The sequence below is a fragment of the Streptomyces sp. NPDC002446 genome (assembly GCF_053595675.1).
In genome coordinates this window covers 24,542-48,846 of record NZ_JBSFYC010000016.1, presented here as the reverse complement: position 1 = coordinate 48,846, position 24,305 = coordinate 24,542, and the positions used below count along the sequence as shown (strand labels likewise).

Here is a 24,305-nt window from a genome sequence, read left to right as displayed (position 1 = left end):
GAGACCCGCGGCCGCGCGCCGCACCGCGCCTCGTGCCCCCTTCGACGGCCTCTCGACCGGTCTTCGAGCGGGCTCCCAGCCGACTTCGAGGGAGTTTCGAGCGCCGCGTGGTCTCTCTGTTCCCGACGATGTCATTACGGACATCGCGGAAGGGAAGGGACAACCATGAGCGCACAGCACCGCGTGGCACTGGTGACCGGAGCGACCAGCGGGATAGGGCTGGAGATCGCCCGGACCCTCGCCGGGGACGGCGCCCGGGTCTTCCTGTGCTCACGCCGTCCGGAGGCCGTCGCCGCCACGGTCAAGGAGTTGCAGCAGGAGGGTCACGACGTCGACGGCGTCGCTTGCGACGTGACCTCGGCGGCCGAGGCCGACCGGCTGGTACGCGCCTGCGTCGACCGGTACGGCCCGGTGGAGATCCTCGTCAACAACGCCGGACGGCCAGGCGGCGGCACCACGGCGGAGATCGCCGACGACCTCTGGTACGACGTCATCAACGCGAATCTCCACAGCGTATTTCTTGTCACCAAGCGCGCACTCACCATCGGTGGAATGGCTGAGGCGGCGTACGGCCGGATCATCAACATCGCATCCACCGGCGGTAAACAGGGCGTCGTGCACGCGGCCCCCTACTCGGCATCAAAACACGGGGTCGTGGGCTTCACCAAGGCACTGGGACTGGAACTCGCGAGGACCCCGGTCACCGTCAACGCGGTCTGCCCCGGATTCGTGGAAACGCCCATGGCGGAACGGGTGCGGGAACACTACGCCGGGGTCTGGGGCGTCGATGAGCAGGAGGTGCACCAGCGCATCACCGGACGGGTGCCGATCGGCCGCTATGTGGAGCCGTCCGAAGTGGCCGCGATGGTACGGTACTTGGTCACCCGCGGCGCCGACGCGGTCACCGCGCAAGCCCTCAACGTCTGCGGGGGCCTGGGAAATTACTAATTCTTGAGCCGGAAAACCGACCGACGGGGTTAGGCTCCGGCCGAGATCGAACGCATCGCTGAAACCAGACAGCATGGAAGCGGGGGGCCGCTGTGCAGTTCAAGGTGTTCGGGCAAGTCGAGATTTCACATGAAGCCCAGTCATTGATCGTGGGGAGATCAAAGGTCGGGCAGATGCTCTCGCTTCTGTTGGCCAGGAACAACGAAACGGTGAGCGTTGACACACTGATCGCGGAATTGTGGGGTGAGCGCGTTCCGCGCAGCGCGCTCACCACGCTCCAGACGTACGTCTACCACGCCCGGAAATCACTGGCGAACGGCCTGCGGCTGCAAAAGACCGAAAGGATATTGGTCACCCGGCCGTCGGGATATCTCATCGCGGTCGACGACAGCGCCCTGGACGCCTCCAGGTTCGAGGAACTGGTCGCCCAGGGCAGCGGATTCCTCGGCAGCGGAGACGCCGAATCGGCGGCCACCCGTATCTCCGAGGCACTCCGGCTCTCCCGGGGTCCGGCGTTCGCCGGTATGCCCATCGGGAAGGTCCTCGACGCACACATCACCTACCTGCAGGAGCTGCGGCTCAACGCCATCGGCATCCGCATCGAGGCCCACCAGCGCCTCGGCCGGCACCGCGAGCTGGTGCCCGAACTGCGCACACTGGTGTCGGAGAACCCGCTCAACGAGGGCTTCCACGCCCAGCTCATCGGCACCCTGCACCACTGCGGACGCCGGGCCGAAGCCCTTCAGGCCTACCAGCGGCTGTGGCGCATCCTGGACGCCGAACTCGGCGTCCAGCCCTCCTCGGAGGTGCAGGACCTCTACCAGAAACTGCTGGTCTGAGCAGTCCGCGCGGCCACCGGCGGTGGCATCCCGGCGCGTGCGGCGCGCCGGGCTCACTGCACCGCTCACCCCCGGCCGTCGCCATCTGGCCCGTACACCCGGGTCACCTCCGCCGCGGCCGCCCTCAGCTCCTGACGGGCCGTGGCGGGCGCGAGCACCTCCACATCCGCCCCGAAGACCAGCAGCGCCCGCGCCGCCCGCACGGCCCGGAAGGCCAGCTCCACATCGGCCCAGCCGTCGCCCCGGTCCGCCGGCGGCCCGGCGAGATGGGCGGACTGGATCCGCAGGAACATATCCAGCCGCTCCCGCCGCACCCGGCAGTGCACCCGTACCTCGTCCCCGAGCCGCTCCACCCCTTCCCGCAACGCCGCCCAGACCTCGGCGAGTCCGAGCCCCGGACGGCGGCGTACCGGTTCCTCGGCGACCGACGCCGCCTGCACCCGGTCCGCCCGGAACAACCGCGGTTCACCGTCCCGGTCGGCGACGAGGTACCACACCCCGGCCTTGCTCACCAGGCCGTACGGGTCGACGGTGTACTCGCCCGCCTCGCTCTCCCCGCTGCGCCGGTAGCGCAGCCGCAGCCGCCGGTCGGTGAACACCGCGCGCTGCAGCTCGCCGAGCTCCACATCGGCGGCCCGGCCCTGCATCCACCGCACCGGGTCGACCAGGATCCGTTCACTGGTCCGCTCCGCCACCGGACGGTGGTCCGGCGGCAGCGCCGCCATCACCTTGCGCAACGCGGAGGCGATCGAGCTGCCGAGCCCCAGGGCCTCGTGCGCGCCGTCGGCCGCCAGGACGAACAGTGCCCGCGCCTCGTCGGTGGTCAGGCCCGTGACGTCGGTGCGGTACCCGGGCAGCAGCCGCACTCCGCCGTTGCGGCCCCGCTCGGCCCACACCGGCACACCGGCGGCCGAGAGCGCCTCCACGTCCCGGTAGATCGTCCGGACCGACACCTCCAGCTGGGCGGCGAGCTCCGTCGCGGGAAGGCCCCCGCGGGCCTGCAGCAGCAACAGGATGGACAGCAGCCGGTCCGCTTTCATGCAGCGCAGTTTAAAACCTGACGGGTCCTGTCAGGTATCACCCCGCAGAGTGTTCCGCAGCGGCCCGGCACACCGCCTGGGCCCGTACGAGAGGTGCGCCCATGAACGCGTTCGACCCCCGCCCCCAGTTCCTCAACGCTCTGGACCAGCTGGAGAAATTGGTGAGCGGCCTCGACCCCGCCCTCCTCGGCCGGCCGACCCCCTGCGACGCGTACGACCTGCGGGCACTGCTGAGCCACACCGTCGGTGCGATCCACCGCATCGCCTACATCGGCGAGGGTGGCCGCGGCATGGACGTCCCCGCGGCGGCCGGTGAGATCGCCGACACCGACTGGGGCGGCGCGCTCGGCCGGGCGCGCGCCCGCGCGGCCGCGGCCTGGGCGGGCGACGACAAGCTCGACCGGGAGTTCGAGGTTCCGTGGGGCCTGGCCACGGGCCGGATCGCCCTCAGCGGCTATGTGATGGAGACGGTCACCCACACCTGGGACATCGCCCAGGTCATCGCGCCCGAGGCGAAACTCGACGAGGAGCTGGCCCACATGGCCTTCGGCATCGCCCAGAAGGTCCTGCCGGCCGAGCCGCGCGGCGGCGAGATGCCCTTCGCCGAGGTCCGCCCCGTCCCGGACGACGCCGACATCCACCGCCGCCTGGCCGGCTGGCTCGGCCGCGCCGTCTGATCCTCCCGGGCCGCCACCGAACGAAGCGAGAGCACGATGACCGACACCACATCCCTGGGGACCGGGACGTCCGCCGGCTGGGCCGCGGCCGCCGCCGAGCCCCGGCAGAGCACCGAGCGGCCGCGCGCCGCGGCCGCACCGGACGCCGCACCGGCACCCGAGCGCTCCCGCACCCTCCGGCTGGCGGCCCGGCCCCCCTTCACCTTCTCCGCCTCCCTCGCCTTCATCCGCTCGTTCCCCGCCATGACGGGACAGCAGGGCACGGCGCACGACAGCCTGACGCTGGCCCTGCGCGAGAACGGCACCACGCTGGGCGCCCGGGTGACGGCGGCCCCCGACGCACCGGCCGTCGACTGCGTCCTGACCGCCGCCGAGCCCCTCACCGACGCCACCGCCGAGGCCGCCGCGGACCGGCTCTCCTTCCACCTCGGGCTCACCGACGACCTCACCGACTTCTACCGCCTCGCCCGCCTCGACCCGCCGTTCTCCCGCGTCGTGGACCGACTGCACGGCTACCACCAGGTCAAATTCCCCTCGCCGCTGGAACTGCTGTGCTGGGCGATCCTCTGCCAGCGCGTACCCATGCCGGTGGCCAGAAACATGAAACAGGCCCTCGTCGAAGCGGCCGGCAACCGCATCACCGTCGACGGCGAGCCCCGCTGGGCGTTCCCCGACGCCGCACAGCTCGCCTCGTTCGACGAACCCGCCCTCCAGCACCTCATCGGCAACCCGCGCAAGGCCGGCTACCTCCACCGCGCGATCCGCCAGTGGCTCGACCTGGACGAGACCTTCCTGCGCACCGGCCCCTACGACGAGGTCCGCGACCAGCTGCTGCGCCTGGCCGGCATCGGCCCCTGGTCGGCGTCCTTCCTCCTCATCCGGGGCCTCGGCCGCACCGAACACCTCACCCCCGACAAGGAGATGACCCGCGCCGCCCAGCGCGTCTACGGCCGCGCCCTGGACGACACCGCCTTCGCCGAACTCACCACCCGCTACGGCCGCCACCAGGGCTACTGGGGCCACTACCTCAGGGTCGGCGGCTGAACGGACCGGCGAGCAGCGGCCCGCCGGTTCAGTCGACGGCGGTGCTCACGGAGGCGAAGCGCAGCTGCTGCGCTTCGCCGGGTGCGACGGCGATGGCGTGGCCCCGGCAGTTGCGGTGGGCGTAGAAGAAGGCGGTGGTGCCGGCGGCGTTGAGGTTGGAGGCCGTGCCGTTGCCGACGAGGTTGTAGCAGTGGCCGGGTACGGGCTGCTCCAGCGCCGTCCTCGCCCCGTCGGGAGCCGTATAGAGGATCATGCCGACGTCCCCGGCATGACTCACACCCCCGGCAAGGACGACACCACCCAGCGCGCAGGCACTGAACAACACCCCGGACACACCACGGACACCCACACGAGAAAACATAAATACCTCCTGGAAAAGGAGTTCTACACCACGCCGCGGCGAAAGCCCCGCTTTGTCCGTCGCGGTGTCGAGTCGCCCGTAAAGCCCTTGCCAGCGCCTTCGCCGTGCGTGACATGATCGGCCGCATGACTGCGATCCCCGATGGAAAGGGCGGCCACCGCCCCGTCCGATGAAGCGGCCGAACGAGACCCCAGCCGCCGGCCCCGCGCCGGCCGTGACCTCCGTCCGCTTCCTCGCCCGCCTCGAAACCCTGCGGTCCGCGCCTCCCGAGGACTGGCCGGCGCTGGACGCGGCGCTGCTCGCCGACGCCCGCACGGCCGCACACCACCCGGACGGCGTCGGGCAGGACTGGGGGCGGGTGCTCTGCCAACTGGGGCGCGAGCAGCACACCTACACCCTCGCGGCCCGCCTCCTCGCCGACCCCGCCACCCGGGACATCGGCGCGGAACTCGCCCGAGAGGCGTGTCATGACTGGCGGGCGGCCCCGACCGTGCTGCTGCCCCTGCTCCTCCGCCACCGCGGGGAGACCGGCCCGGCCGTGGCGAAGGCCCTCACCACGGCCTCGATCTCGCGGGCGGCCATGCGTGCCCACGGCGCGCTGACCGCCACGGCCCCGTTCACGCCGTACCCCAAGGACCGCCGCCAACGGGCCGTCCCGCCCCCGCCGTACGACAGCACGTCCGCCGGCGCGCTCCTCGCGGCCAAGCCCATCGGCATCGGCCGCCTCAGCGGCGCCCCGGAGATCTTCGGGGCCTTGCTGGACGCGGGACCGCTGACCTTCCGGCAGGCGGCCCAGCTGTACAACCTCACCTTCCGATGGCCGGGCCGGATGCAGGCCGTATGCGCTCCGCTGTGGCTGCGACACGCCGGCCAGGCCGCCCTGCCGCGGCTGCTCGCCGTGATGACGCCGTATCTGGCCGACTACGCGGTCGGCGAGTACTACCTCGCGGGCCTCGCGCAGATGGGCCACCGGGCACGACCCGCGCTGCCCGCCGTAACGGCACTGATCGAACGGCGCACCCGCATCCCCGTCAACGACTCCACCCGGGACGCCGAGACGGAGCTGGACGAACGCCTGCTCGCCGCCGCACTCGACGCCCGCCGTGCGATCCTCGCGGACACCGCCGAGCGGCGGCCTGCCTAATCGGCGGGGGTCGGCGCCGTACAGGCCCTGGCGATCCGCTCGGTGTCCCAGTAGAAGGGACGGACCTCGGCGATCCGCCCGTCCTTGATAGTGATCGCCTGCAGAATCGGAAAGGTCAGTTCACGGCCGGTGGCCCGGGCGCGAGCACGAACCAAGGTGAGCACCACCGCGGTCTCACCGGTGGCGAGGAACTCCTGCTCCAGCATCTCGAACGATTCCCACGCCTGGCCCATGGCGAGGAAGAAGCGCGCCATTCCCGCGTGACCGTGCCACGTTCCGCCGTAGGGAAGGGAATCGGCTTGATGCAGCACCACATCCGGTGCGAAGAAGGGCGCGAGCAGATCGAACGAGGCCTTGCCCGGCCCGCCGGCCGCCAGATACGCGGCCTCGGCCGCATACATGCCCGTGAGGACGGATACCGCGTCGGAGGCTGCAGTAGAGGGAATCGTCATGCCGCCAGCCTGATCGTTCATGAGAAGGGACGCTGGCGGAAAGCGGACGCCGACCTATGGCGGTGCGCCGCCGGCCATCAGCTGCCCTTCATGGCCGGCGAAGTTCCATGGCGATGGCGTCACGGAGCAGCTCGTGGGCGCGGGGGAGTGGCGTGGTCCCGCTCAGCCATCGTTCGCTCAGGCCCTCGACCAGGGCGGTGAGGCGTTCGGCAGCGGCACTCGGGACGATCTCGGGGCTGGCCAGACCGGCAGCCTGGGCCTGGCGCACCAGGTCGGCGAGGTCCTCAACCCATTCCCTGGTCGAGGTGGCGAGCTGTTCCCGTAGGTCCGGGTCGAAGATCGCGGTGGCGCGGAACTCGCCCCAGGCCGCGCTGTTCTCCCTGACCTGGGGGGTGTCCTGTAGTTCCAGGAGCAGCATTTCGGTGAGTTGGGTACGCGGATCCTCGGACCGGTCCAGGGCGGCGTCGGTGTAGCGCACGGCCCGCTGGTTGATGAATTCCAGCGTGCGGCGCAGCAGCCCGGCGCGGTCCTTGAAGTGGTAGTAGATCAGTGCGGTGGACACGCCGGCCTCTGCGGAAACCTCCTCGACGCGCAGCCCGCGCACGCCGCGTCGGGCGATCAGCCGGGCCGCGGCTTCGACGATCTGGGTGGGCCTGTCCGGCATCGAGTGCTCCCACTGCCTGAAGGATCAACATGTGACTGCGTCCGATCATGCCCTACCATCGTACTGACTAAAATTTCAGTCAGGAGGGTGGATCATGCGAATGTCCAGACGTCAGACCCTGCAGGCCGGGGCCCTGGCCGCCTTCGGCATGGCGCTGAGTGCCTGCAGCACCCAGGACGGCAGCCGGTCTGCGCGGGGCAGCGGCAGCGCCGCTCCCGCGGGGGCGACGCCGGCCCGCGGATGGCGGATGCCCGACGAGGCGCACCCCCACGAGCTGACCTACATGTCATGGCCCACCCGGCAGATCTGGAAGTCGGACGTCTACGGCGTGCGGGAGGACATCGCACGGATCGCGCGGACGATCGCCGAGTTCGAGCCGGTGGTCCTCCTGGCCAACGACCAGGATGTGAAGGCGGCCAGGAAAGCCTGCGGCTCCGGGGTGGAGGTCGTACCGATTCCGGTGGACGACCTGTGGATGCGCGACATCGGGCCGACCTTCGTACTCGGGCCCGATGGCATCGCCGGAGTCGACCTCAACTTCAACGGCTGGGGAAACAAGCAGGCCCACGGCCGCGACAGTCGGGTCGCAGCGGCGATCCTCGACGACGAGCACATCACCAGGATCAAGGCGCCGATCGTCGGCGAGGGCGGCTCGATCGAGGTCGACGGCAAGGGCACCCTGCTGGCGACCGAGAGTTCCCTGGTCAACGGGCGTCGAAATCCCGGCAAATCCCGCGACGACATCGAGCAGGCGCTCAAGGCCCTGTTCGGCATCACCACGGTGATCTGGGTGGACGGCGTCAGGGGCAGGGACATCACGGACTACCACATCGATGCGCTGGCGCGGTTCTCCGAACCCGGCGTCGTCGTCATGAGCACACCGGACGAGGAGGCCCCCAGGGACGTCTGGACCGACGCCTACGATCAGGCCCGGAAGGTCCTGGACAAGGCCGTGGACGCCCGGGGCAAGCGGCTCGAAGTCGTCGAACTGCCCGAACCGGTCGACATCGGCCGCCGCGGGGACGGATTCCTGGCCAGCTACGTGAACTACTACGTGGTCAACGGCGCGGTCATCATGCCCGGCTTCGGCGACAAGAGGGCCGACGGCGATGCCAAGTCCATAGTGCGCGATCTGTACCCGGGGCGGAAGGTGATACAACTGCCCGTCGACACCCTCGGCGAGGGCGGCGGCGGTATCCACTGCTCCACCCAGCAAATCCCCAAGACCGCGGAGCGAACGCACCGGTGAGGCTGCGGGCCATGCACATCCAGTCTCACCGCGGCATCCGGACGGCGTCGCTACCCAGCGTCCGGTAGGGCGACTGCCCCGGGCGCCCCAGGCGGTAGTGGCTCGACGCCGATCACATGGCGACATCGCGTCGGCTCGATCAGCACGATGACACGCTGCTCACCGGGGATGCGCCATTCGAACCGCTTGGTGCCCAGGTAGGTCTGCGCCAGCAGGTCCATGTTCCGGTCCGCTGCCGGGCCTTCCTCGAACCGGACGGCCCGGCCACGGATCTGTACCCGGTCGAAGGGATCGGCCGGATCCGCATGGGACAGGCACACTCGCGGATCACGGCGCAGGTTGCGTTCCTTGACGCGACCTACGGCGGTGTTGAACAGCACCAGGTCCCCGTCGAGGCCCACCCACATGGGGCTCACATGGGGCGAACCGTCCGTGTTGCTCGTTGCGACGTACCAGATGTTCGGCGCTTCGATCCTCAGCCGTACGTCGTTCGGCAGTGCGACCATGGGGCAACTACTGCCCGAGTTCGGCTTGTCGGACACATCGTGTCCAGACTCCCCAGTGGGGAACGTCAGATCCTCGCGCTGCGGGCGATGCGGTACAGCACGGTCGGACGCAGTGGCCCTTCGGGCTCGGTGAGGTCGTCGAAGTCGTCGGCCGGGTCCCGGGTCATGCCGATGCGGCGCATCACTGCCTGCGAACGAAGGTTGGTGGCTGTGGTGACGGCGAGGATCTCAGGAAGCTCAAGATCGTCGAAGCCATGGGCCAGGACCGTCAGCGCCGCCTCGGTAGCGTAGCCCTGACCCCAGGCCGAGCGGGTGAGCCGCCAGCCGATCTCCACTCCTGTGAACGGCATGTCGTCGTCCACGTCGTCCAAGCCCGCGAAGCCGATGAACTCGCCCGTGGCCTGCACCTCAACCGCCCACCACCCGTAGCCTCGCTGGTCGAACTCGGCCTGGAACTGCGCCACGGAGGCATCGCTCTGTTCGCGGGTGAGCAGGTCGCCCAAGTGCTCTCGCACCTCGGGATCGGCATTCATCGCCGCCCATGGTTCAAGGTCGGAGTCACGCCATCGGCGCAGGACGAGGCGATCGGTACGTAGTTCAGCCATGCTGCCCAGCCAACGTGAGCCATGGTCCCGAGGCAATCTCTTTTTCGGCGGCAGCGGCAGCGGCACTCCGGCCTCGGCGTCCGTGGCATAGATGCGGACGCGACGCGTACCTGGCCGGGGCTCGGCGGGAGTGCGCCCTGGGCGGGTCGGCCCGCCGTTCCCCGGCCAGTCGAGGGGCCGGTCAGGCGGGCAGCGTCGGGTAGTTGGTGTAGCCGCGCTCGTCGCCGCCGTAGAAGGTGGCGCGGTCGGGCTCGTTGTAGGGGCCGCCGGACGCCAGGCGGCGGGGCAGGTCCGGGTTGGCCAGGAACAGCGCGCCGAAGGCGATCATGTCCGCGGCGCCGTCCTCGATCAGGCGGAGCGAGTCATGGCCGGTGGGCTCGGGGTGCGTGAACGGGTTGAGGATGAACGCGCCGGGCCAGTCCTTGCGCAGACGCCCGGTCAGGTTCTGGTCGGGGCCTTCGAGCACGTGCAGATAGGCCAGGTCCAACGGGGCGAGACCGGCCACCAGGGCCGTGTAGGTCTCCTCCAGGTCGGCCGGGTCCGTCTCGGCGATGTCGTTGAAGGGGGCGCCGGGGGAGATGCGGATACCGGTCCGGTGGGCGCCGATCGCCTCCGCGACGGCCGTGGCGACCTCGACGGCGAAGCGCACCCGGCCCGCGACGTCGCCTCCCCAGATGTCGGTGCGCTGGTTGGCGTTGGGGGCGAGGAACTGGTGGATCAGGTAGCCGTTCGCCCCGTGGAGCTCTACGCCGTCGAAGCCGGCAGCGATGGCGTTGCGCGCCGCGTCGGCGAAGTCGGCGATCGTCCGGACGATCTCGTCGTGGTCCAGCTCCTTCGGCGTGACGAAGTCCTGGGGCCCCTGGTGGGTGTACACCTGGCCCGTGGCCTGGACGGCGGAGGGACCCACCGGGACCAGGCCGTCGGGCAGCAGGCTGGGGTGGCCGATGCGGCCGGTGTGCATCAGCTGCGCGAAGATCATCCCGCCCTCGCGGTGGACCGCGTCGGTCACCTGCCGCCAGGCGGCGACCTGCTCGGCGGAGTGCAGGCCCGGGGTGTCGGGGTAGCCCTGGCCGACCACCGACGGCTGGACGCCCTCGGTGATGATCAGGCCGGCGCCGGCCCGCTGCGCGTAGTAGGTCGCCATCAGCTCCGTCGCCGTGGCCCCCGGCCCGTAGGCACGGCTACGGGTCATCGGCGCCATCGCTATGCGGTTGGCCAGACGCTTGCCGCCCAGCTCGATCGGGTCGAACCCTGTCGTCATGATCATTCCTTTGCTCGGGCCGCCCGGTCCTGCGGCACTCCGTCGGTGCGTGATGCTCGGCGCACCGTTACTTACTTGTTCGAACAAGTAAATCACCAAAGGATCTTCCCGCCCGGCCATGTGAGCCGTGTCACCTTTCAGCTCAGCGCCGAGAACTGCCTGTTGGTTACGGCAAATCGCCCGCTACCCGCAGGGGTGTCACAAGGCGCGCCGGGGCCGATATCCTGAGGACGTCCGGCAAGATTCCAGCCGGATTGCTGTCCGGCTAAGTAGGTAGGCCGGGAAGGGACGATTCTGATGAGCCGGGCAACCAACCGGGACGCACAAAGTCAGCTGCCGGAGGCGACGCAGGCCACCTCCTCGGTGCCCGTGCCCGCTGCCGCCCACGCGGGGCCCGTCAGCCACGCGATCTTCCGTGTGGCCCGCCTGCACCGCATGATCGCCGGACAGCTCCTGCGCCGCGTCGGCCTCCACCTCGGCCAGGAACTGCTCATGATGCACCTGTGGGAACTCGGCCCCCAGCGACAGACCGACCTCGTGCGCCTGCTCGACTCCGACGCCCCCACCATGACCCGCAGCATCAAACGACTGGAGAACGCCGGCTTCGTCCGCCGCCGTCCCTGTCCCGACGACAAACGCGCCGTCATCATCGAACCGACCGCTGCCAGCCAAGCGCTGCGCCGAGAGGTCGAACGCGTCTGGGCCGAACTCGAAAGCGCCTCGACCGGCGATCTCACCTCTGACCAGCAAGCCGAAGCGCTGCGCGCACTGCGACGCATCGAGGACGGTCTCGCCCGTGCGGCCGCACACACAGATGCCCCGGGCGCTGATGCGGCGACCGGCGAGGGCCGGAAGTCCCCCAGGGGATGAGCGCGTAACCCGTCACTCGTCACGGCCGTCCGGCCAAGACGACGACTGACCTACTCGGCTCCTTGACCCCGGCCAACGGCTTGGCGTGGCGTGTTACCCGTTCCGAATCGCGTTCACCAGGCCGGCCACAAGGTTCGCCCGCTCGGCCATGGCCTCGATGACCAGGTACTCGTGATCGGCGTGAGCGCCGCCGCCGACCGCTCCAAGGCCGTCGAGCGTCGGTACCCCCAGTGCGGCCGTGAAGTTGCCGTCGCTGCCGCCGCCGACCGCCCTGCCTTCGAGGCCGGGAAGGAGCTCTTCGGCTGCCGCAAAGAGCTCGGCCGACGCCGACTCGGGCATCGGGGGCCGGCCGATACCTCCCTGAACCGCGATCTCCGCCTCGTCGAGATGCGGAGTCAGCGCCGCGAACGCGGACTCGATGCGCTCCTTCTCCTCGGCCGACTCGACCCGCACGTCGACGACGACGGTCGCCTCGGCGGGAACGACGTTGTCCAGCGTTCCTGCGGAGGCGACGGTCGGGGTAACGGTCGTGCCGATATCGGGTCGGCCGAGCGCTGCGATGTCCAGCACCTGATGTGCCGCTTCGACCAGGGCGTTGACCCCGGCTGCGGGCTCAAGGCCGGCGTGCGACGCCCGGCCTCTGACGGAGACCTGGAACGTGCCACAGCCTTTACGGCCGGTCTTGAGGCCTCCGCCGTCAGCGGCACCCTCGAATACCAGCACGGCGCCGCAGGCAAGGGCTCGTTCTTCGATGAGAGCCCGGGAGGAGCGGGAGCCGACCTCTTCGTCGGCGGTCACCAGGATCTCGACGCCTGACCGGTCCTCAAGGGCCGCCAGGCCGTGAACGGCCTGCACCAGACCGCCGAGCATGTCAAAGACCCCGGGGCCGGTGACCTTCCCGTCCGCGACCTTGAACGGGCGGCGTTCAAGGGTCCCGAGGGGGAACACCGTGTCGTGGTGACCGAGGATCAGGACCTGGGGATCGCCGCCACCCGACCAGCGGACATGTGGCCCGGCTGCGCTCTCGACGAGAGTGGCCCGCCCGCCGAGACGGCTCTCGATGACGGCGGCGACGGCTTTGGCCGATGCCGTCAAGGCGTCGAGATCGCGCGAGGGCGACTCGACTTCGACGAGTGTCCTGAGGTCCTCGATCATCGCGTCGACACTCACGTCGACGGCCTGGTGCATCGTCACGCCGCAAGGGTACTTGGCGGGCTGTGAAGGAAGGGCTGTGAAGGAATGCGGTTCACCTCCTGCGGCGCCCCCGGGGCTTCGTCTCTCGCTGGGGCCTCGTCTCTCGCTCCGGAACGCGAGGACGCCGAGCGGAGAGACGCGGTGCGCGTCGGTCACGTCGGGGGCAGCGCCCGGTCCCGCCAGGCGCGCTCCCATTGGCGGGTCAGCGCCGGGTAGACGATCAGGTAGCGGAAGGGGGCGATGACGGCCATGTACAGCCGTCCGAACAGGCCGTTGGGCTTGACCAGGACCGTCATCCGCAGTTCGTGGTCGCCGTCGCCGGTCGGCACCCATCCCAGGTGCATGAGGGTGTGGACGGTCTTGTTCGCCAGTTCGCGGACGGACTCGTTGGGGAGCTCGTACACGGGGGTGAACGGCGTGTCATCGGACTCGGACTCGGACTCGTCCACGGTCTCGCGGAGGTCGCGCGGCAGACGGTCGCGCAGCGGCTGAACCCGCGTCCCCAGGCCCGTCTTGGCCTTGTCCCATCCGAGCAGGGCGCCGAGCTTCCAGCGCACCGCGAACAGGAACCGGACCAGCAGGGTCTGCTTGGCCATGGCGCCGCCCGTCCGCAGAGCGGCGAGCATCACGGGGAAGTCGTCCGGTCCGGCGCCGGGGGTGCGGTAGGACCACACGTCCTCGATCCGGAAGTCGCCGGTGAGCTCGTGGATCCGCCAGGGCTGACCGGTATGGGCTGTGAGAGGAAGTTTCATGGCCGCTGCCGCCTTTCCCGCTCGGGACGCCGCCTGCTCATCCCCGCCATCGTTATACGCTTACGTATAGGACGAGAGTAGATCGAATATCCGGTTGCGTATATCCGGTGCATCAGTGAGGTGGGACACATCGTGGGCGCTGCTCGCACACCGCGTGACAGATGGGTGGAGGAAGGGCTGCGCGTGCTGGCCGATGGTGGCTCGGACGCCGTCAGGGTCGAGGCACTGGCGAAGCGGCTCGGCGTCACCAAGGGCGGGTTCTACGGGTACTTCGCCGACCGCGACGCGCTGCTGGAGGCGATGCTGGACACCTGGGAGCGGGAGAGCACCGACGAGGTGATCGACCGGGTCGAGCGCGAGGGCGGCGACCCGAAGACCAAGATCCAGCGTGCGGGCGTCCTCACCTTCTCCAGCGACCGGCTGCTCCCCATCGACCTCGCGGTCCGAGACTGGGCCCGGCGTGACGAGGCGGTGGCCGAGCGCCTGCGACGGGTGGACAACCGGCGGATGGCCCTGCTGCGCGAGATGATCGGCACCTTCTGCTCCGATCCCGACGAGGTCGAGGCCCGCAGCCTGCTCGCCTTCTGCATGGCGATCGGACACCACTCGGTCGTCGCCGGCCACGAGGGCCGCACCCGAGCCGAGGTTCTCGCCCGCGCCGCCGATCTGATCCTCAACCGCACCCGCGGCCGGTAGCACCCGGCCCGGGGTCGGGTACGGCCGGGACGAACGGCACGGGGGCTGGGCGGCGGGTGCTGGGCGGTGGGTGGTGCTCGGGACGGGATCCGCGCGGCCATCCGGGCCGGTGCGCTTGCGCAGCGGTGCGAGCTCCTCCACGCCGTGTTTGAAGGGGCATCAACATCTTTTCGGGTGAGGTGTCGATGCTTTCCCCGCTCGATGAACCGGCTCTTGGTAGGCAGGGGGCATCCCGGTATCAGCGCCGGGAGTTGACTCCGGCAGAGCACGATCACGTAGGGGACTTCCCGGATGAACCTGAAGGCTTCCCGTATGAACCTGAACATGAACAAGGCCATGACGAGCGTCGGAGCCGCAGCCGCGGCCCTCGGTCTGGTGCTCGTCGCGGGCCCGCCTGCGGCTGCGGCGGGCAAGTGGTGCAATCGCTCGGTCTGCATCGAGACCTACGACACCGGCACCTACCTGGGCAGGGTGGAGGTGTCCGTCGTCAACACCAACCAGCCGAACACGATCAGCGCCCGGGTGTGGACCACTGACGGCTGGAGCGCCAACACCAAGGTCGAGGACGTCGCCACGTTCAGGACCTACCGCGACCAGGCATACCCCCAGCGCCACTTCGCGCCGGGCACACGGCTCTGTGCGGAGGGCTTCCGCGGCGGGGCAAGCGTCGGCCTCCCCTGCGTCACGATCACCGACTGAACGCGAGGCAACTCGGCCCGGCCCTGCGGGACTTGCCGGTTGCGGCCCCACGATGGGGGCGGTCTGGCGGCGATGCGCGGGGGCGGCGGCGGGGAGGGGGCAGATCAGCCCTAGATGCCCGGATCCACGAGATCCGGCGCCCCCTCCTCCACCACCAGCTGTCGGTGACCGCCCTCGCCGAACAGTTCACCTATCACCATCCCCGGAAACTCGATCGGCTCCGTGCGGCCCTCCAAGGCGACTCGTACGCGCCATCGCTCCCCTCGATGCTCCACCAGCACATCCGCCCACTCCCGTGAGGGTGCGTCCACCCCGCGCAGCTCCGGACCTCCCTCCGGGCCGTACTCCCGGAACGCATGGAGGAACGGCAGCTCCCGCACCAGCCACGCCAGATGGGCCCACGCGGGAGAAGACGGCTGTGGCGTCCACAGCAACCCGTCGCGCTCGGCATCGTCCGCCGGTACCGCACCGGCTTCGGTGACCGGGATGCGAGGATCGGCCTCGGGCACCTCACGGAAGGTGAACGTCCGGTCGGCGACATCCAGGTGCGTCAGCTCGATCCCCAGCGGGCCCCCCTTGAACACCAGGTCCGAGACGCTCCGGAGAAACCCGGCGGCCGCTTGGTCCGCCGCGTCTCGCGCCCCGGAGTCCGCCGCCCGCCCTTCCAGCGGCTCATACGAGCTCGCGTAACGGAACTGCCCCTTGCTCGTGTGCACTCCTCACTCCTCCTTCTTCGACGGGTCAGTACGGCACGGCTCGGCACAGCCCCGCCTCCGGGACGGACACCGCTCAGTGCAGTTCCAGGCCAAGCTCCTTCTCCAGCACGGCGGCCTGTTCGGGTGTGGCGAAGACGAAGTGGCTCTCGCAGGTGAATTCGCCGCGGTGTACGAACTGGACCAGGTGGAAGCGGCGGGTGTCGTCGCCGGGGTCGGGATCGATGTGGTCGATCAGCTCCGTGATTGCCAGGTGGTCGAGGTACCGATCCGACTGGTGCTCGGTCTGCTGGGTCACCAGGGCGCCGTTGCGGGCGAATTCCAGGAGCTCGCCGTGCTCGTCGTCCTCCCGCAGCCTGACGTCGGTGATGGTGACCGCGCCGTCGGTGAGTGCGGCGGCCTCCTGGAGGAAGCTCGTATAGCTCTCCTCCAGATCGTCGACGTCGTCGCCGTGGGCGGAGACCGCCACACCGAACGCTTCGAGCGTGTCGGGTACTTCATGGGGTGGCAGCTCATGGTGCGCAAACTCGGCGTACTCCGCGAGGACGCTCTCGACCTTCTCCCGGGACACCATGCCCATGCGCGCCAGGAGCGCCCCCACATGCGCGTAGGAGGAGGCCCTGAACCAGAACAGCGTGTCCCGGAGACTCTCCGCGCGCTCCGTAGGCTCTCCGTCCGCCGCCTCCTCGTCGAGGAGCAGCTCGCGCAGGCACTCCAGAGGGATCGCCGCGCCTCCGACCCGCTTGTCCGGCTGGTCCACGAACGGCACCTCGGTCCACAGGCTCTCCCGTGATCCCGGGGCCCCGGGCTCGGCGTCCGGATGGAACGGTATGTACTGCCACACCGCCCCCTTGTTCCGCCGGATCACCTCGCCCATGTACCAGCAGGCGCCCTGCACGAACGGCTCGTCCCGTGAGGCGTCGAACTCCTCCACCGTGGCGAACCGCTGACGCACGGCGGCTTCCAGCCAGTCCAGCGTGTCGGAGTGGAAGTTCCGCCGCCACGCTCCGCCGAACGCGTCCCCGACCCAGGCGGGGAACGCTTCCCTCCGCTCGTCCAGCCAGGCCGTCAGGGCCGGATCCTCCGGCAGCGGCGAGCCGGGGTCCACATGCGGCGTGTGCTCCTTGACCGGCTCCCATCCCGGAACCTCCTGCTGCCGCTCCGTCACGGCCTGCTGCAGTCGCCCGACCTCCTCGGCGAACGCGGTCCCGGTACGGACCCGGAGGGCGTACGCGACCAGCAACCCCGGGGCGATGGGCGAGAGTTCGAGTTCCGGGTCCGGCCAGACGACCGGCTGTCCCGGGCGGTCCCCGGCGGGGCGGGTGTTCCAGCCCCAACCGCCGCCCGCGACACCGAGCAGGACCTCGCCGAGATAGGCCGCCGCGCTCTCGGTGAACTCCGCCCGCTTCAGCGGGTCTTGGCCAGCGTCGCAGTGCTCCAGGACGCGCGCCTCCAGCGCGTCCAGCGAGTCGGGGGAGTAGTCGAAGGGGAAGTCGTCGCCGAGCAGAACCCTCTCCAACAGCAGCAGCTGATACGGCAGATCGCCGAGCCACTTCTGCAGCAGTCGCTGCGGGGAGGGGGAGTTCTCCGGCTGCGTGTCAGTGACCGTGGTGACCATGCGGAAACTGTAGGGGCGGGCACTGACAACGCCGGTTCTGCAGGTACCGAACCGGCTGGGTTTGCACCCGAGAAGGGGAGAAGGGGCGGTTTCGGGATGAACCTCGTGGGTCTCCCGTCGAGCGCCCTTGGTGTGCCGGAGTGCGCGGGGTTGTGGTTGGCGGGGCGCTCGCCGCGTAACTGCGGACCGTTCTCCAGCAAATTCGCAGCAAACATGCATTCCTCATGGGTTCTTCATGACAGACATGACTGTTTCCCGCCCCTGCGCCATGACAGCGTCATACCTGTCACCAGATCCGAGGGAGTGCGATGAACAAGGGTTACGCCGTCTTCTGCGACGTCGACCGGCAGTTCTACGACGCTCCCCACCGGCTGTCGGAAAGCAGCAAGGGCAAGGGGCGTGGCGCGCCCTACGCGACGCTGAGCCGGGAACTGCCGGAAGGCTGGCAGCGCCACCGCTCGGGCGACTGGCTGGCGTTCCGGCCCCTGGACCGTGAACTCCCCAGCCAGGGCTGGAAGATCCATATCTCCGCCTGTCTGGACAACGCCGAAAGAGTGCTGGAGAAGGTCTGGGACTACTGCGTTCCGCGCTCGGTGGCCTTCAAGTGCATGCCGAGCCGGTATCTGCTGCACACCCGCAACGCCAAGTACGCCGACCGCGGTGCCAGCGGAAAGTTCCTCACCGTCTACCCCGCCGACGAGGAGCAGTGCCGCCGCATCGCCGAGGAGCTGGACGAGCTGCTCGCCGGCGAACCGGGGCCGTACATCCTCAGCGACCTGCGGTGGGGCGCCGGTCCGGTGTACGTGCGCTACGGCAGCTTCACCGAGCGGCACTGCTATGACGACACGGGCGAACTCCGCCCGGCCATCGAGGACAACCACGGGCGGTTGGTTCCCGACCTCAGAGAACCCGCGTTCCGCGTCCCGGAGTGGGTCACCCTCCCGGAATTCCTCCAGCCGCATCTGGCCGCCCGCGCCGCCACCACCGTCGGCGACCTGCCGTACAAGATCGAGCAGGCGCTGCACTTCTCCAACGGTGGCGGGGTCTACCTCGGGCGGGACCTGCGGACGGACCAACGGGTGGTGCTCAAGGAGGCACGTCCGTACGCGGGACTGGCCGCCGACGAAGCGGACGCCGTGACCCGGCTGGAGCGCGAGCGGGACGCGTTGCAGAGGCTTTCGGGGCTCGGCTGCGCCCCCGAGGTGCACGACTGGTTCACCCTGGGCGACCACACCTTCCTGGTGCTGGAATTCATCGAGGGCCGGCCGCTGAACAGCTTCTTCGCGCATCGTCACCCGCTGATAGAGGCCGATCCGAGCCCCGAACGGCTCGCGGAGTACACCCAGTGGGCCATGCGCGTGCACGGTCTGGTGGCCGATGCCGTCAAGGCGATCCACTCCCGTGGCGTCGTCTTCAACGATCTGCATCTGTTCAACATCATGATGTCCGAGGACGAGTCCTCCGTGGTCCTGCTGGACTTCGAGGCCGCTGCCGTCGACGACGAAGGCAGCCGCCAGGTGATCGCCAACCCGGGCTTCGTCGCTCCCGCGGACCGCAGGGGATTCGACGTCGACCGCTACGCCCTGGCCTGTCTGCGCCTGGCGCTGTTCCTCCCGCTCACCAGCCTCTTCGCGGTGGACCGCGGCAAGGCGGCGCACCTGGCGGAGATCGCCGCCGCGCAGTTCCCGGTGCCCCGCGACTACCTCGACGAGGCGGTGGCCGAAATCCTGCGGGGCCACCAGCCGGCGAGCGACTCCGGCCACACCGGCCGGCGCGGGGGAGCGGACTACCTCCCTGTGGCCCTCGGCGACTGGCCGCACAGCCGCGACTCCATGGCCCGCGCCGTGCTCGCCTCGGCCACTCCCGACCGGGAGGACCGCTTCTTCCCGGGCGACATCGCCCAGTTCGCCACCGCGGGCGGCGGCACCTGCTTCGCCTACGGAGCGGCCGGCGTGCTGTACGCCCTGGCCGAAACCGGTGCGCAGCGCTGCCCCGAAGCCGAGGAGTGGCTGCTGCGGAAAACGAAGACGCCCGCGCCCGGCAGTTCGCTCGGCTTCTACGACGGCCTCTCCGGCGTCGCCTGGGTCCTGGACCGGCTCGGACACCGGGAACGCGCCCTGGACCTCATCGACACCATCGAAGCCCAGAGCTGGCAGCACATCGCACCGGACCTGCACAGCGGACTGTCCGGCCTCGGCCTGGCGCTCGACTCCCTGGCCCACACCACCGGCGAACGCTCCCTGGAAGAGCGCGCCCTGCAGTGCGCCCAACTCGTGGCCGACAAGCTCCGCGCCGCCGCGCCGACGGCCGAAGGCGGTGCGCGGCACCGTGCCGGGCTGCTGCACGGAGACAGCGGAGCGGCACTGCTCTTCCTGCGCCTGTACGAGCGCCTCGACGACCCCGCGCTGCTCGATCTGGCCGCCGAGGCCCTCCGCCGCGACCTGGCCCGATGCGTCCGCGGTGCCGGCGGCGCACTCCAGGTCGACGAGGGCTGGCGGACCATGCCCTACCTCGGCGCCGGCAGCGTCGGCATCGGCATGGTGCTCGACGACTTCCTCGCCCACCGCCCGGACGACGCGTTCGAACGGGCGCGGACCGAGATCGTGCAGGCCGCCCAGGCCAAGTTCTATGCCCAGCCAGGCCTGTTCCGCGGCGCGGCGGGCATGGTGCTCCACCTCAGCCGCACCACGGCCGGCGGCCCCGGCACCCACGCCGCCGACCTCCGCCGCCAGATCGACTCCCTGGCCTGGGGCGCCGTCCCCTACCAAGGGCACCTCGCCTTCGCCGGGGAGCAGATGATGCGGCTCTCCATGGACCTGAGCACCGGCACTGCCGGATGCCTGCTCGCACTGGGCAGCGCGCTGCACGACACACCCGTGCACCTGCCCTTCCTCCCGCCGCCTCGTCGGCCCTGAAGCCGGCCCCGTCCGGGGCCGATCGAGAAACACCCCGTCCCCATAGAGGAAAGGAACCACAATGACCCTTCTCGACCTGCAGACGATGGAGACCCCCAAGGCCGAGGCCACGGAGGAGCTCCACACCGGCAGCCGCGCCAGCCTGCTGCTCTGCGGTGACAGCAGCCTGAGCGTCACGACCTGTAACTGACTCTCCGTCGCTACGGGGCCTTCGGCTCCGTAGCGCGAAGGTCACGGCGAGCCCCGGGTGGCCAACACCGTCCGGGGCCTGCCGCTGCCCCCGTACCCGTCGCTTGGAGGCGAGGTCCCCACCCGTATGCCCCGCACCCCCGGGCCCCCCTCGCCCCCGTCCCCGTCGGCCGACCGGCGCGGGCCGGACGCCGTCCGCACGGTCCTGACCGGAGCCTTCCGGCACAGTCCCGTACGCGCCGGCGCCGTCTGTCTCTTCAGCGTGGCGTCCGCGGGAGCCGCCGTCGCCCTGCCCGCCGTACTCGGTCACGCTCTCGACCTGGTGCTCGGCGCAGGTCCGGGCCTTCACGGCGCCCTGGTCCTGTGTGCCGTGCTGCTGCTCGCGGAGGTGCTGCTCGACGCGCTGGTGGCGTTCACCGGCGGCGTCACCACCGCCCGCAGCACCGCCTGGCTGCGCAGGCGCGGCATCGACCAGCTGATGTCCCTCGCACCGCACCGGGTCGCCGACCGCTTCACCCCCGGTGACCTGGCGACCCGCCTGACCGGAAACGCCGCCGAGGCCGGCACCGCACCGACCGCCGCGGCCACCGGCCTCGCCGCCCTCGTCACCCCGCTCGGCGCCCTGATCGCCCTGGCGCTCACCGACATCTGGCTGGCCGCCGTGTTCCTCGCCGGGCTCCCGCTGCTGACCTGGCTGCTGCGCGTCTTCGCCCGCGGATCCTCCGATAGCGTCCGGCGCTATCAACACGTCCAGGCGGACATCGCGGCCCGGCTCGTCGAGGCACTCGGCGGCGCCCGGACCATCGCCGCGGCCGGCACCGCGGAGCGCGAGCGGGCCCGGGTCCTCGCACCGCTTCCCGAACTGGGCGCACAGGGACGGCACATGTGGCAGATCTACGGACGCGCCGTGGTCGGCAGCAGCATCCTGGTCCCGCTGCTGACCACCACCGTCCTCGCCGTCGGGGGACTCCGTTTGGCGTACGGCGCCCTGTCCGTCGGCGAGCTGCTGGCCGCCTCCCGGTACGCCGCCCTCACCGCCGGGCTGGGCGGAGTGGTCGGACAGCTCAACGCCCTGGTGCGCAGCCGTGCCGCGGCACACCGCGTCGGCGAACTGCTCGCCCTGCCCGCGGCGGCCCACGGCTCCCGGCCGCTGCCCGCCGACGGCCGCGGCCGGCTCGAACTGCGCGCGGTCACCGTCCTGCGCGGCGGTGCCGCCGCGCTGCGCGGCATCGACCTGGTCATACCGGGCGGCACGACCATGGCTGTCGTCGGGCACTCGGGCTCGGGCAAATCGCTGCTCGCCGCCGTCGCCGGGCGGCTCACCGACCCCGACAGCGGACAGGTGCTGCTGGACGGCGTCCCGCTCGACGAGGCCGATCCGGCCCAGCTGCGCCGCGAGATCGGCTACGCCTTCGAACGCCCCGCCCTGTTCGGCGCCACCGTAGGGGACGCCATCGGCTTCGGCCCCTACGAGCCCCCGGCCCGCACGATCGAGGCCGCCGCCCGCGCGGCCGGCGCGGACCCGTTCGTCCGTCTGCTCCCGGACGGCTACCGCGCACCGCTCGCCGGGGCCCCACTGTCCGGCGGGGAGGTCCAACGCCTCGGACTGGCAAGGGCCTTCGCCCACGCCGGCCGCCTGCTCATCCTGGACGACGCCACCTCCAGCCTGGACAGCGTCACCGAACTGCATGTCAGCCGGGCTCTGGTGCAGGACGTAAGGACCGGCAGCCGGCTGCTGATCGCCCATCGCGTCTCCTCCGCCGCCCGCGCCGATCTCGTCGCCTGGATGGAGAACGGCCGGGTGCGTGCCGTCGCCCCGCACGACCGCCTCTGGGCGGACGCCGACTACCGAGCGGTCTTCGCCCACACCGACGACGCGGATCCCCGGACCGCCGCATGACGACGCCGACGGCACGACTGCTGCCCCGGGCCCTGCGCTTCCTCCGCCGCCGGACCCGCGTACTGCTGCTGCTGGCCGGCTGGTCACTGCTGGAGTCAGCACACACCTTCCTCGGCGGCTACGGCCTGGCAAAGGCCCTGGACCAGGGCTTTCTGGCCGGCGATACCGGCGTCGGACTGGCCTGGCTGGCGGTCTCCGCACTGGCCGTCGTCGCCGGCGGCCTGGCCGGCCGAGGCGTCTTCCGCGGTCTGGCCGACCTCGTCGAGCCGCTGCGCGACAGCCTGGTGCGCCAGGTGGTGTCGCGATCGCTGACGCACGCGCTGGCGCATCCGGCCCGCGCGGCGGACAGCGCGGTGGTCTCCCGGCTGACCAACCAGACCGAGATCGCCCGGGACAGCTTCGCCGGACTGGTCCTGGTCGCCCGCTCCTTCGTCTTCACCGCGGCCGGCGCGGTGCTCGGACTGCTGAGCCTGGCCCCCCTGTTGCTGCTGATCGTGGTGCCTCCGCTCGTCGCCGGACTGCTGCTCTTCCTGGCCACCCTCCGGCCGATGGCCGCCCGCCAGCGCGCCTTTCTGCAGGCCGACGAGGCTCTGTCGACGCAGTGCGGAGCCGTCGCCGCGGGGCTGCGCGACGTGGTGGCCTGCGGTGCGCAGCAGCAGACCGCGGCGCGGGTCCATGACGTGATCGAGGACGAGGCCCGTTCGGCCCGCCGGCTGGCGGGCTGGGCCGCCGTCCGCGCTCTCGCGCTCGGCCTGGCCGGCCAACTGCCGGTCCTGTTGCTGCTGGTCACCGCGCCCTGGCTGTTGCGGAACGGCCTCACCCCCGGCGCCGTACTGGGCGCGCTGGCCTACCTCACCCAGTCCCTGCTGCCCGCACTGCACACCCTGATGAACGCCCTCGGCTCGGCCGGCACCCGGCTGCTCGTGGTCCTCGACCGGCTCACCACCGGCCCCGCCCAGGACCCGGAGACCGCCACCACCCCGGACACCGCCACCGCCCCGGAGACCGCCACCATCCCGGAGCCGGGCCCCACCGCGGCGGCGCCGCACTGCACCACCGCACCGGATCCCGCGGCCCCGGCCGGATCCCCGGCTACCGCCGCTGCCCCCTCCCGCGCCCCCGCCCCGCCCGGCGGCCCCCGCGTCGAACTGCGGTCGGTGACCTTCGCCTACGGGCCCGCCGCGCAGCCCGTGCTGCACGATCTCGACCTGACCGTCGAACCGGGCGAGCACCTCGTCGTGGTGGGGCCGAGCGGCATCGGAAAGTCGACCCTGACCGCTCTCGTCGCCGGCCTGCTCGAACCCGTCCGCGGTGAGATCCGCGTGGCCGGCCGCCCGGTCCGCGCACGGTCCGGCCCCGACCCGTCCCTGCCGCGCGTCCTCATCCCGCAACAGGCGTACGTCTTCTCCGGAACCCTGCGCGAGAACCTGCGCTATCTGTGCCCCGACGGCGCATCGACGCCCGCAGTGCAGGCGTCGTCGGACGCCGTCGGCCTGGGCCCACTGGTGCGCCGGCTGGGCGGATTCGACGCACGGTTCGACCCGGGCACCCTGTCCCAGGGCGAGCGCCAGCTGATCGCACTGGCCCGGGCCCATCTGTCACCCGCCCCGCTCGTCCTCCTCGACGAGGCGACCTGCCACCTCGACCCGGCGGCCGAAATGCGCGCCGAACGCGCCTTCGCGGAGCGCCCAGGAACACTGATCGTCGTGGCGCACCGGATCACCTCGGCCCGCCGGGCCGACCGCATCCTGGTGCTCGACGGCACCCGAGCCGCCTGCGGCACCCATGACGAACTGCTCGGTCGCTCGGCGCTCTATCGCGACCTGGCCGGAAGCTGGCAGCCGGGAACGCCGGAGCGCGGTGCGGGACTCTCCGCACCGTCGCGTCCTCCGGGCGGATGACGGGGTGGCGCGCATTTCCATGACGTGGCTCCGCGGACACCGACGGCCTCGCCAGGAACCCCCGCGGA

24 protein-coding genes are annotated in these 24,305 nt (G+C 70.8%); 13 read left to right on the top strand and 11 right to left on the bottom strand.

The genetic code is table 11. The features are described 5' to 3' along the window. The first annotated feature begins 165 nt into the window (after positions 1-165). Positions 166-948: an SDR family NAD(P)-dependent oxidoreductase gene (locus tag ACWD6P_RS12325; RefSeq protein ID WP_451443989.1), complete on the top strand. Its 783-nt coding sequence runs from the start codon at positions 166-168 to the stop codon at positions 946-948. A gap of 92 nt (positions 949-1,040) precedes the next feature. Then, positions 1,041-1,787 (top strand): AfsR/SARP family transcriptional regulator, encoded by a 747-nt coding sequence (locus ACWD6P_RS12320; RefSeq protein ID WP_451443988.1) that lies wholly within the window; start codon positions 1,041-1,043, stop codon positions 1,785-1,787. 65 nt (positions 1,788-1,852) lie between these two features. On the opposite strand, the gene ACWD6P_RS12315 is transcribed toward ACWD6P_RS12320, so the two are convergent. Further along, the gene (locus tag ACWD6P_RS12315) at positions 1,853-2,827 is read right to left on the bottom strand and encodes a helix-turn-helix transcriptional regulator (RefSeq protein WP_451443987.1); all 975 of its coding nucleotides are present in this window, start codon (positions 2,825-2,827) and stop codon (positions 1,853-1,855) included. Between the two features lie 101 nt (positions 2,828-2,928). On the opposite strand from ACWD6P_RS12315, the gene ACWD6P_RS12310 reads away from it, so the two are divergent. Together ACWD6P_RS12310 and ACWD6P_RS12305 are read left to right on the top strand one after the other, a co-directional pair. Further along, complete coding sequence (locus ACWD6P_RS12310; RefSeq protein WP_451443986.1) at positions 2,929-3,504, top strand: TIGR03086 family metal-binding protein; 576 nt, start codon at positions 2,929-2,931, stop codon at positions 3,502-3,504. Between the two features lie 36 nt (positions 3,505-3,540). Further along, complete coding sequence (locus ACWD6P_RS12305) at positions 3,541-4,548, top strand: DNA-3-methyladenine glycosylase family protein (RefSeq protein ID WP_451443985.1); 1,008 nt, start codon at positions 3,541-3,543, stop codon at positions 4,546-4,548. Between the two features lie 28 nt (positions 4,549-4,576). On the opposite strand, the gene ACWD6P_RS12300 is transcribed toward ACWD6P_RS12305, so the two are convergent. After that, on the bottom strand, positions 4,577-4,909 hold the full coding sequence (locus tag ACWD6P_RS12300) for a hypothetical protein (protein ID WP_451443984.1): 333 nt from the start codon (positions 4,907-4,909) through the stop codon (positions 4,577-4,579). A gap of 169 nt (positions 4,910-5,078) precedes the next feature. Here ACWD6P_RS12300 and ACWD6P_RS12295 point away from each other — a divergent pair, with 169 nt between their 5' ends. Next, positions 5,079-6,053 (top strand): hypothetical protein, encoded by a 975-nt coding sequence (locus ACWD6P_RS12295; RefSeq protein ID WP_451443983.1) that lies wholly within the window; start codon positions 5,079-5,081, stop codon positions 6,051-6,053. Here the strand turns inward: ACWD6P_RS12295 and ACWD6P_RS12290 are convergent. Further along, positions 6,050-6,526 (bottom strand): nuclear transport factor 2 family protein, encoded by a 477-nt coding sequence (locus ACWD6P_RS12290; protein WP_451443982.1) that lies wholly within the window; start codon positions 6,524-6,526, stop codon positions 6,050-6,052. The genes ACWD6P_RS12295 and ACWD6P_RS12290 overlap by 4 nt on opposite strands. Before the next feature lie 67 nt (positions 6,527-6,593). Beyond that, entirely contained in the window at positions 6,594-7,169 is a 576-nt protein-coding gene (locus ACWD6P_RS12285) for a TetR/AcrR family transcriptional regulator (protein ID WP_451443981.1), read from the bottom strand. A gap of 100 nt (positions 7,170-7,269) precedes the next feature. Here ACWD6P_RS12285 and ACWD6P_RS12280 point away from each other — a divergent pair, with 100 nt between their 5' ends. Further along, positions 7,270-8,418, top strand: coding sequence for an agmatine deiminase family protein (locus ACWD6P_RS12280; RefSeq protein WP_451443980.1), 1,149 nt, complete (start codon positions 7,270-7,272; stop codon positions 8,416-8,418). 50 nt (positions 8,419-8,468) lie between these two features. Here ACWD6P_RS12280 and ACWD6P_RS12275 read toward each other — a convergent pair whose 3' ends face one another. The 3 genes from ACWD6P_RS12275 to ACWD6P_RS12265 form a co-directional block, all read right to left on the bottom strand. Next, positions 8,469-8,924: a PPOX class F420-dependent oxidoreductase gene (locus ACWD6P_RS12275; RefSeq protein ID WP_451443979.1), complete on the bottom strand. Its 456-nt coding sequence runs from the start codon at positions 8,922-8,924 to the stop codon at positions 8,469-8,471. Positions 8,925-8,989: 65 nt separating this feature from the next. After that, on the bottom strand, positions 8,990-9,529 hold the full coding sequence (locus ACWD6P_RS12270) for a GNAT family N-acetyltransferase (protein WP_451443978.1): 540 nt from the start codon (positions 9,527-9,529) through the stop codon (positions 8,990-8,992). A 181-nt stretch (positions 9,530-9,710) separates the two neighbouring features. Further along, positions 9,711-10,790 carry an alkene reductase gene (locus ACWD6P_RS12265; protein ID WP_451443977.1) on the bottom strand — a complete coding sequence of 360 codons (1,080 nt, stop codon included), beginning with the start codon at positions 10,788-10,790 and terminating at the stop codon, positions 9,711-9,713. Positions 10,791-11,087: 297 nt separating this feature from the next. Between ACWD6P_RS12265 and ACWD6P_RS12260 the strand changes: the two genes are divergently transcribed. Beyond that, on the top strand, positions 11,088-11,660 hold the full coding sequence (locus tag ACWD6P_RS12260) for a MarR family winged helix-turn-helix transcriptional regulator (RefSeq protein WP_451443976.1): 573 nt from the start codon (positions 11,088-11,090) through the stop codon (positions 11,658-11,660). Between the two features lie 93 nt (positions 11,661-11,753). Here the strand turns inward: ACWD6P_RS12260 and ACWD6P_RS12255 are convergent, their stop codons facing one another. Both ACWD6P_RS12255 and ACWD6P_RS12250 read right to left on the bottom strand, forming a co-directional pair. After that, entirely contained in the window at positions 11,754-12,848 is a 1,095-nt protein-coding gene (locus ACWD6P_RS12255; RefSeq protein WP_451444051.1) for a M20 family metallopeptidase, read from the bottom strand. A 158-nt stretch (positions 12,849-13,006) separates the two neighbouring features. Further along, positions 13,007-13,606, bottom strand: coding sequence for a DUF2867 domain-containing protein (locus ACWD6P_RS12250; protein ID WP_451443975.1), 600 nt, complete (start codon positions 13,604-13,606; stop codon positions 13,007-13,009). Positions 13,607-13,738: 132 nt separating this feature from the next. On the opposite strand from ACWD6P_RS12250, the gene ACWD6P_RS12245 reads away from it, so the two are divergent. Together ACWD6P_RS12245 and ACWD6P_RS12240 are read left to right on the top strand one after the other, a co-directional pair. Continuing rightward, a complete protein-coding gene (locus ACWD6P_RS12245) occupies positions 13,739-14,302 on the top strand; it encodes a TetR/AcrR family transcriptional regulator (RefSeq protein ID WP_451443974.1) in 564 nt (187 codons plus the stop codon). A gap of 312 nt (positions 14,303-14,614) precedes the next feature. Continuing rightward, positions 14,615-15,001, top strand: a complete 387-nt coding sequence (locus ACWD6P_RS12240) for a hypothetical protein (protein WP_451443973.1) — start codon at positions 14,615-14,617, stop codon at positions 14,999-15,001. Between the two features lie 110 nt (positions 15,002-15,111). Here ACWD6P_RS12240 and ACWD6P_RS12235 read toward each other — a convergent pair whose 3' ends face one another. Further along, positions 15,112-15,717, bottom strand: a complete 606-nt coding sequence (locus tag ACWD6P_RS12235; RefSeq protein WP_451443972.1) for a hypothetical protein — start codon at positions 15,715-15,717, stop codon at positions 15,112-15,114. Positions 15,718-15,790: 73 nt separating this feature from the next. Then, positions 15,791-17,332: a hypothetical protein gene (locus tag ACWD6P_RS12230; RefSeq protein ID WP_451443971.1), complete on the bottom strand. Its 1,542-nt coding sequence runs from the start codon at positions 17,330-17,332 to the stop codon at positions 15,791-15,793. A gap of 308 nt (positions 17,333-17,640) precedes the next feature. Here ACWD6P_RS12230 and lanKC point away from each other — a divergent pair, with 308 nt between their 5' ends. The 4 genes from lanKC (at position 17,641) to ACWD6P_RS12210 (ending at position 24,237) form a co-directional block, all read left to right on the top strand. After that, positions 17,641-20,247, top strand: coding sequence for a class III lanthionine synthetase LanKC (lanKC, locus tag ACWD6P_RS12225; protein ID WP_451443970.1), 2,607 nt, complete (start codon positions 17,641-17,643; stop codon positions 20,245-20,247). A 61-nt stretch (positions 20,248-20,308) separates the two neighbouring features. Further along, complete coding sequence (locus tag ACWD6P_RS12220; RefSeq protein WP_238570329.1) at positions 20,309-20,437, top strand: SapB/AmfS family lanthipeptide; 129 nt, start codon at positions 20,309-20,311, stop codon at positions 20,435-20,437. A gap of 126 nt (positions 20,438-20,563) precedes the next feature. Beyond that, positions 20,564-22,336, top strand: a complete 1,773-nt coding sequence (locus tag ACWD6P_RS12215) for an ABC transporter ATP-binding protein (protein WP_451443969.1) — start codon at positions 20,564-20,566, stop codon at positions 22,334-22,336. Then, on the top strand, positions 22,333-24,237 hold the full coding sequence (locus tag ACWD6P_RS12210) for an ATP-binding cassette domain-containing protein (protein WP_451443968.1): 1,905 nt from the start codon (positions 22,333-22,335) through the stop codon (positions 24,235-24,237). The genes ACWD6P_RS12215 and ACWD6P_RS12210 overlap by 4 nt, the downstream gene beginning before the upstream one ends. Positions 24,238-24,305 lie beyond the last annotated feature (68 nt).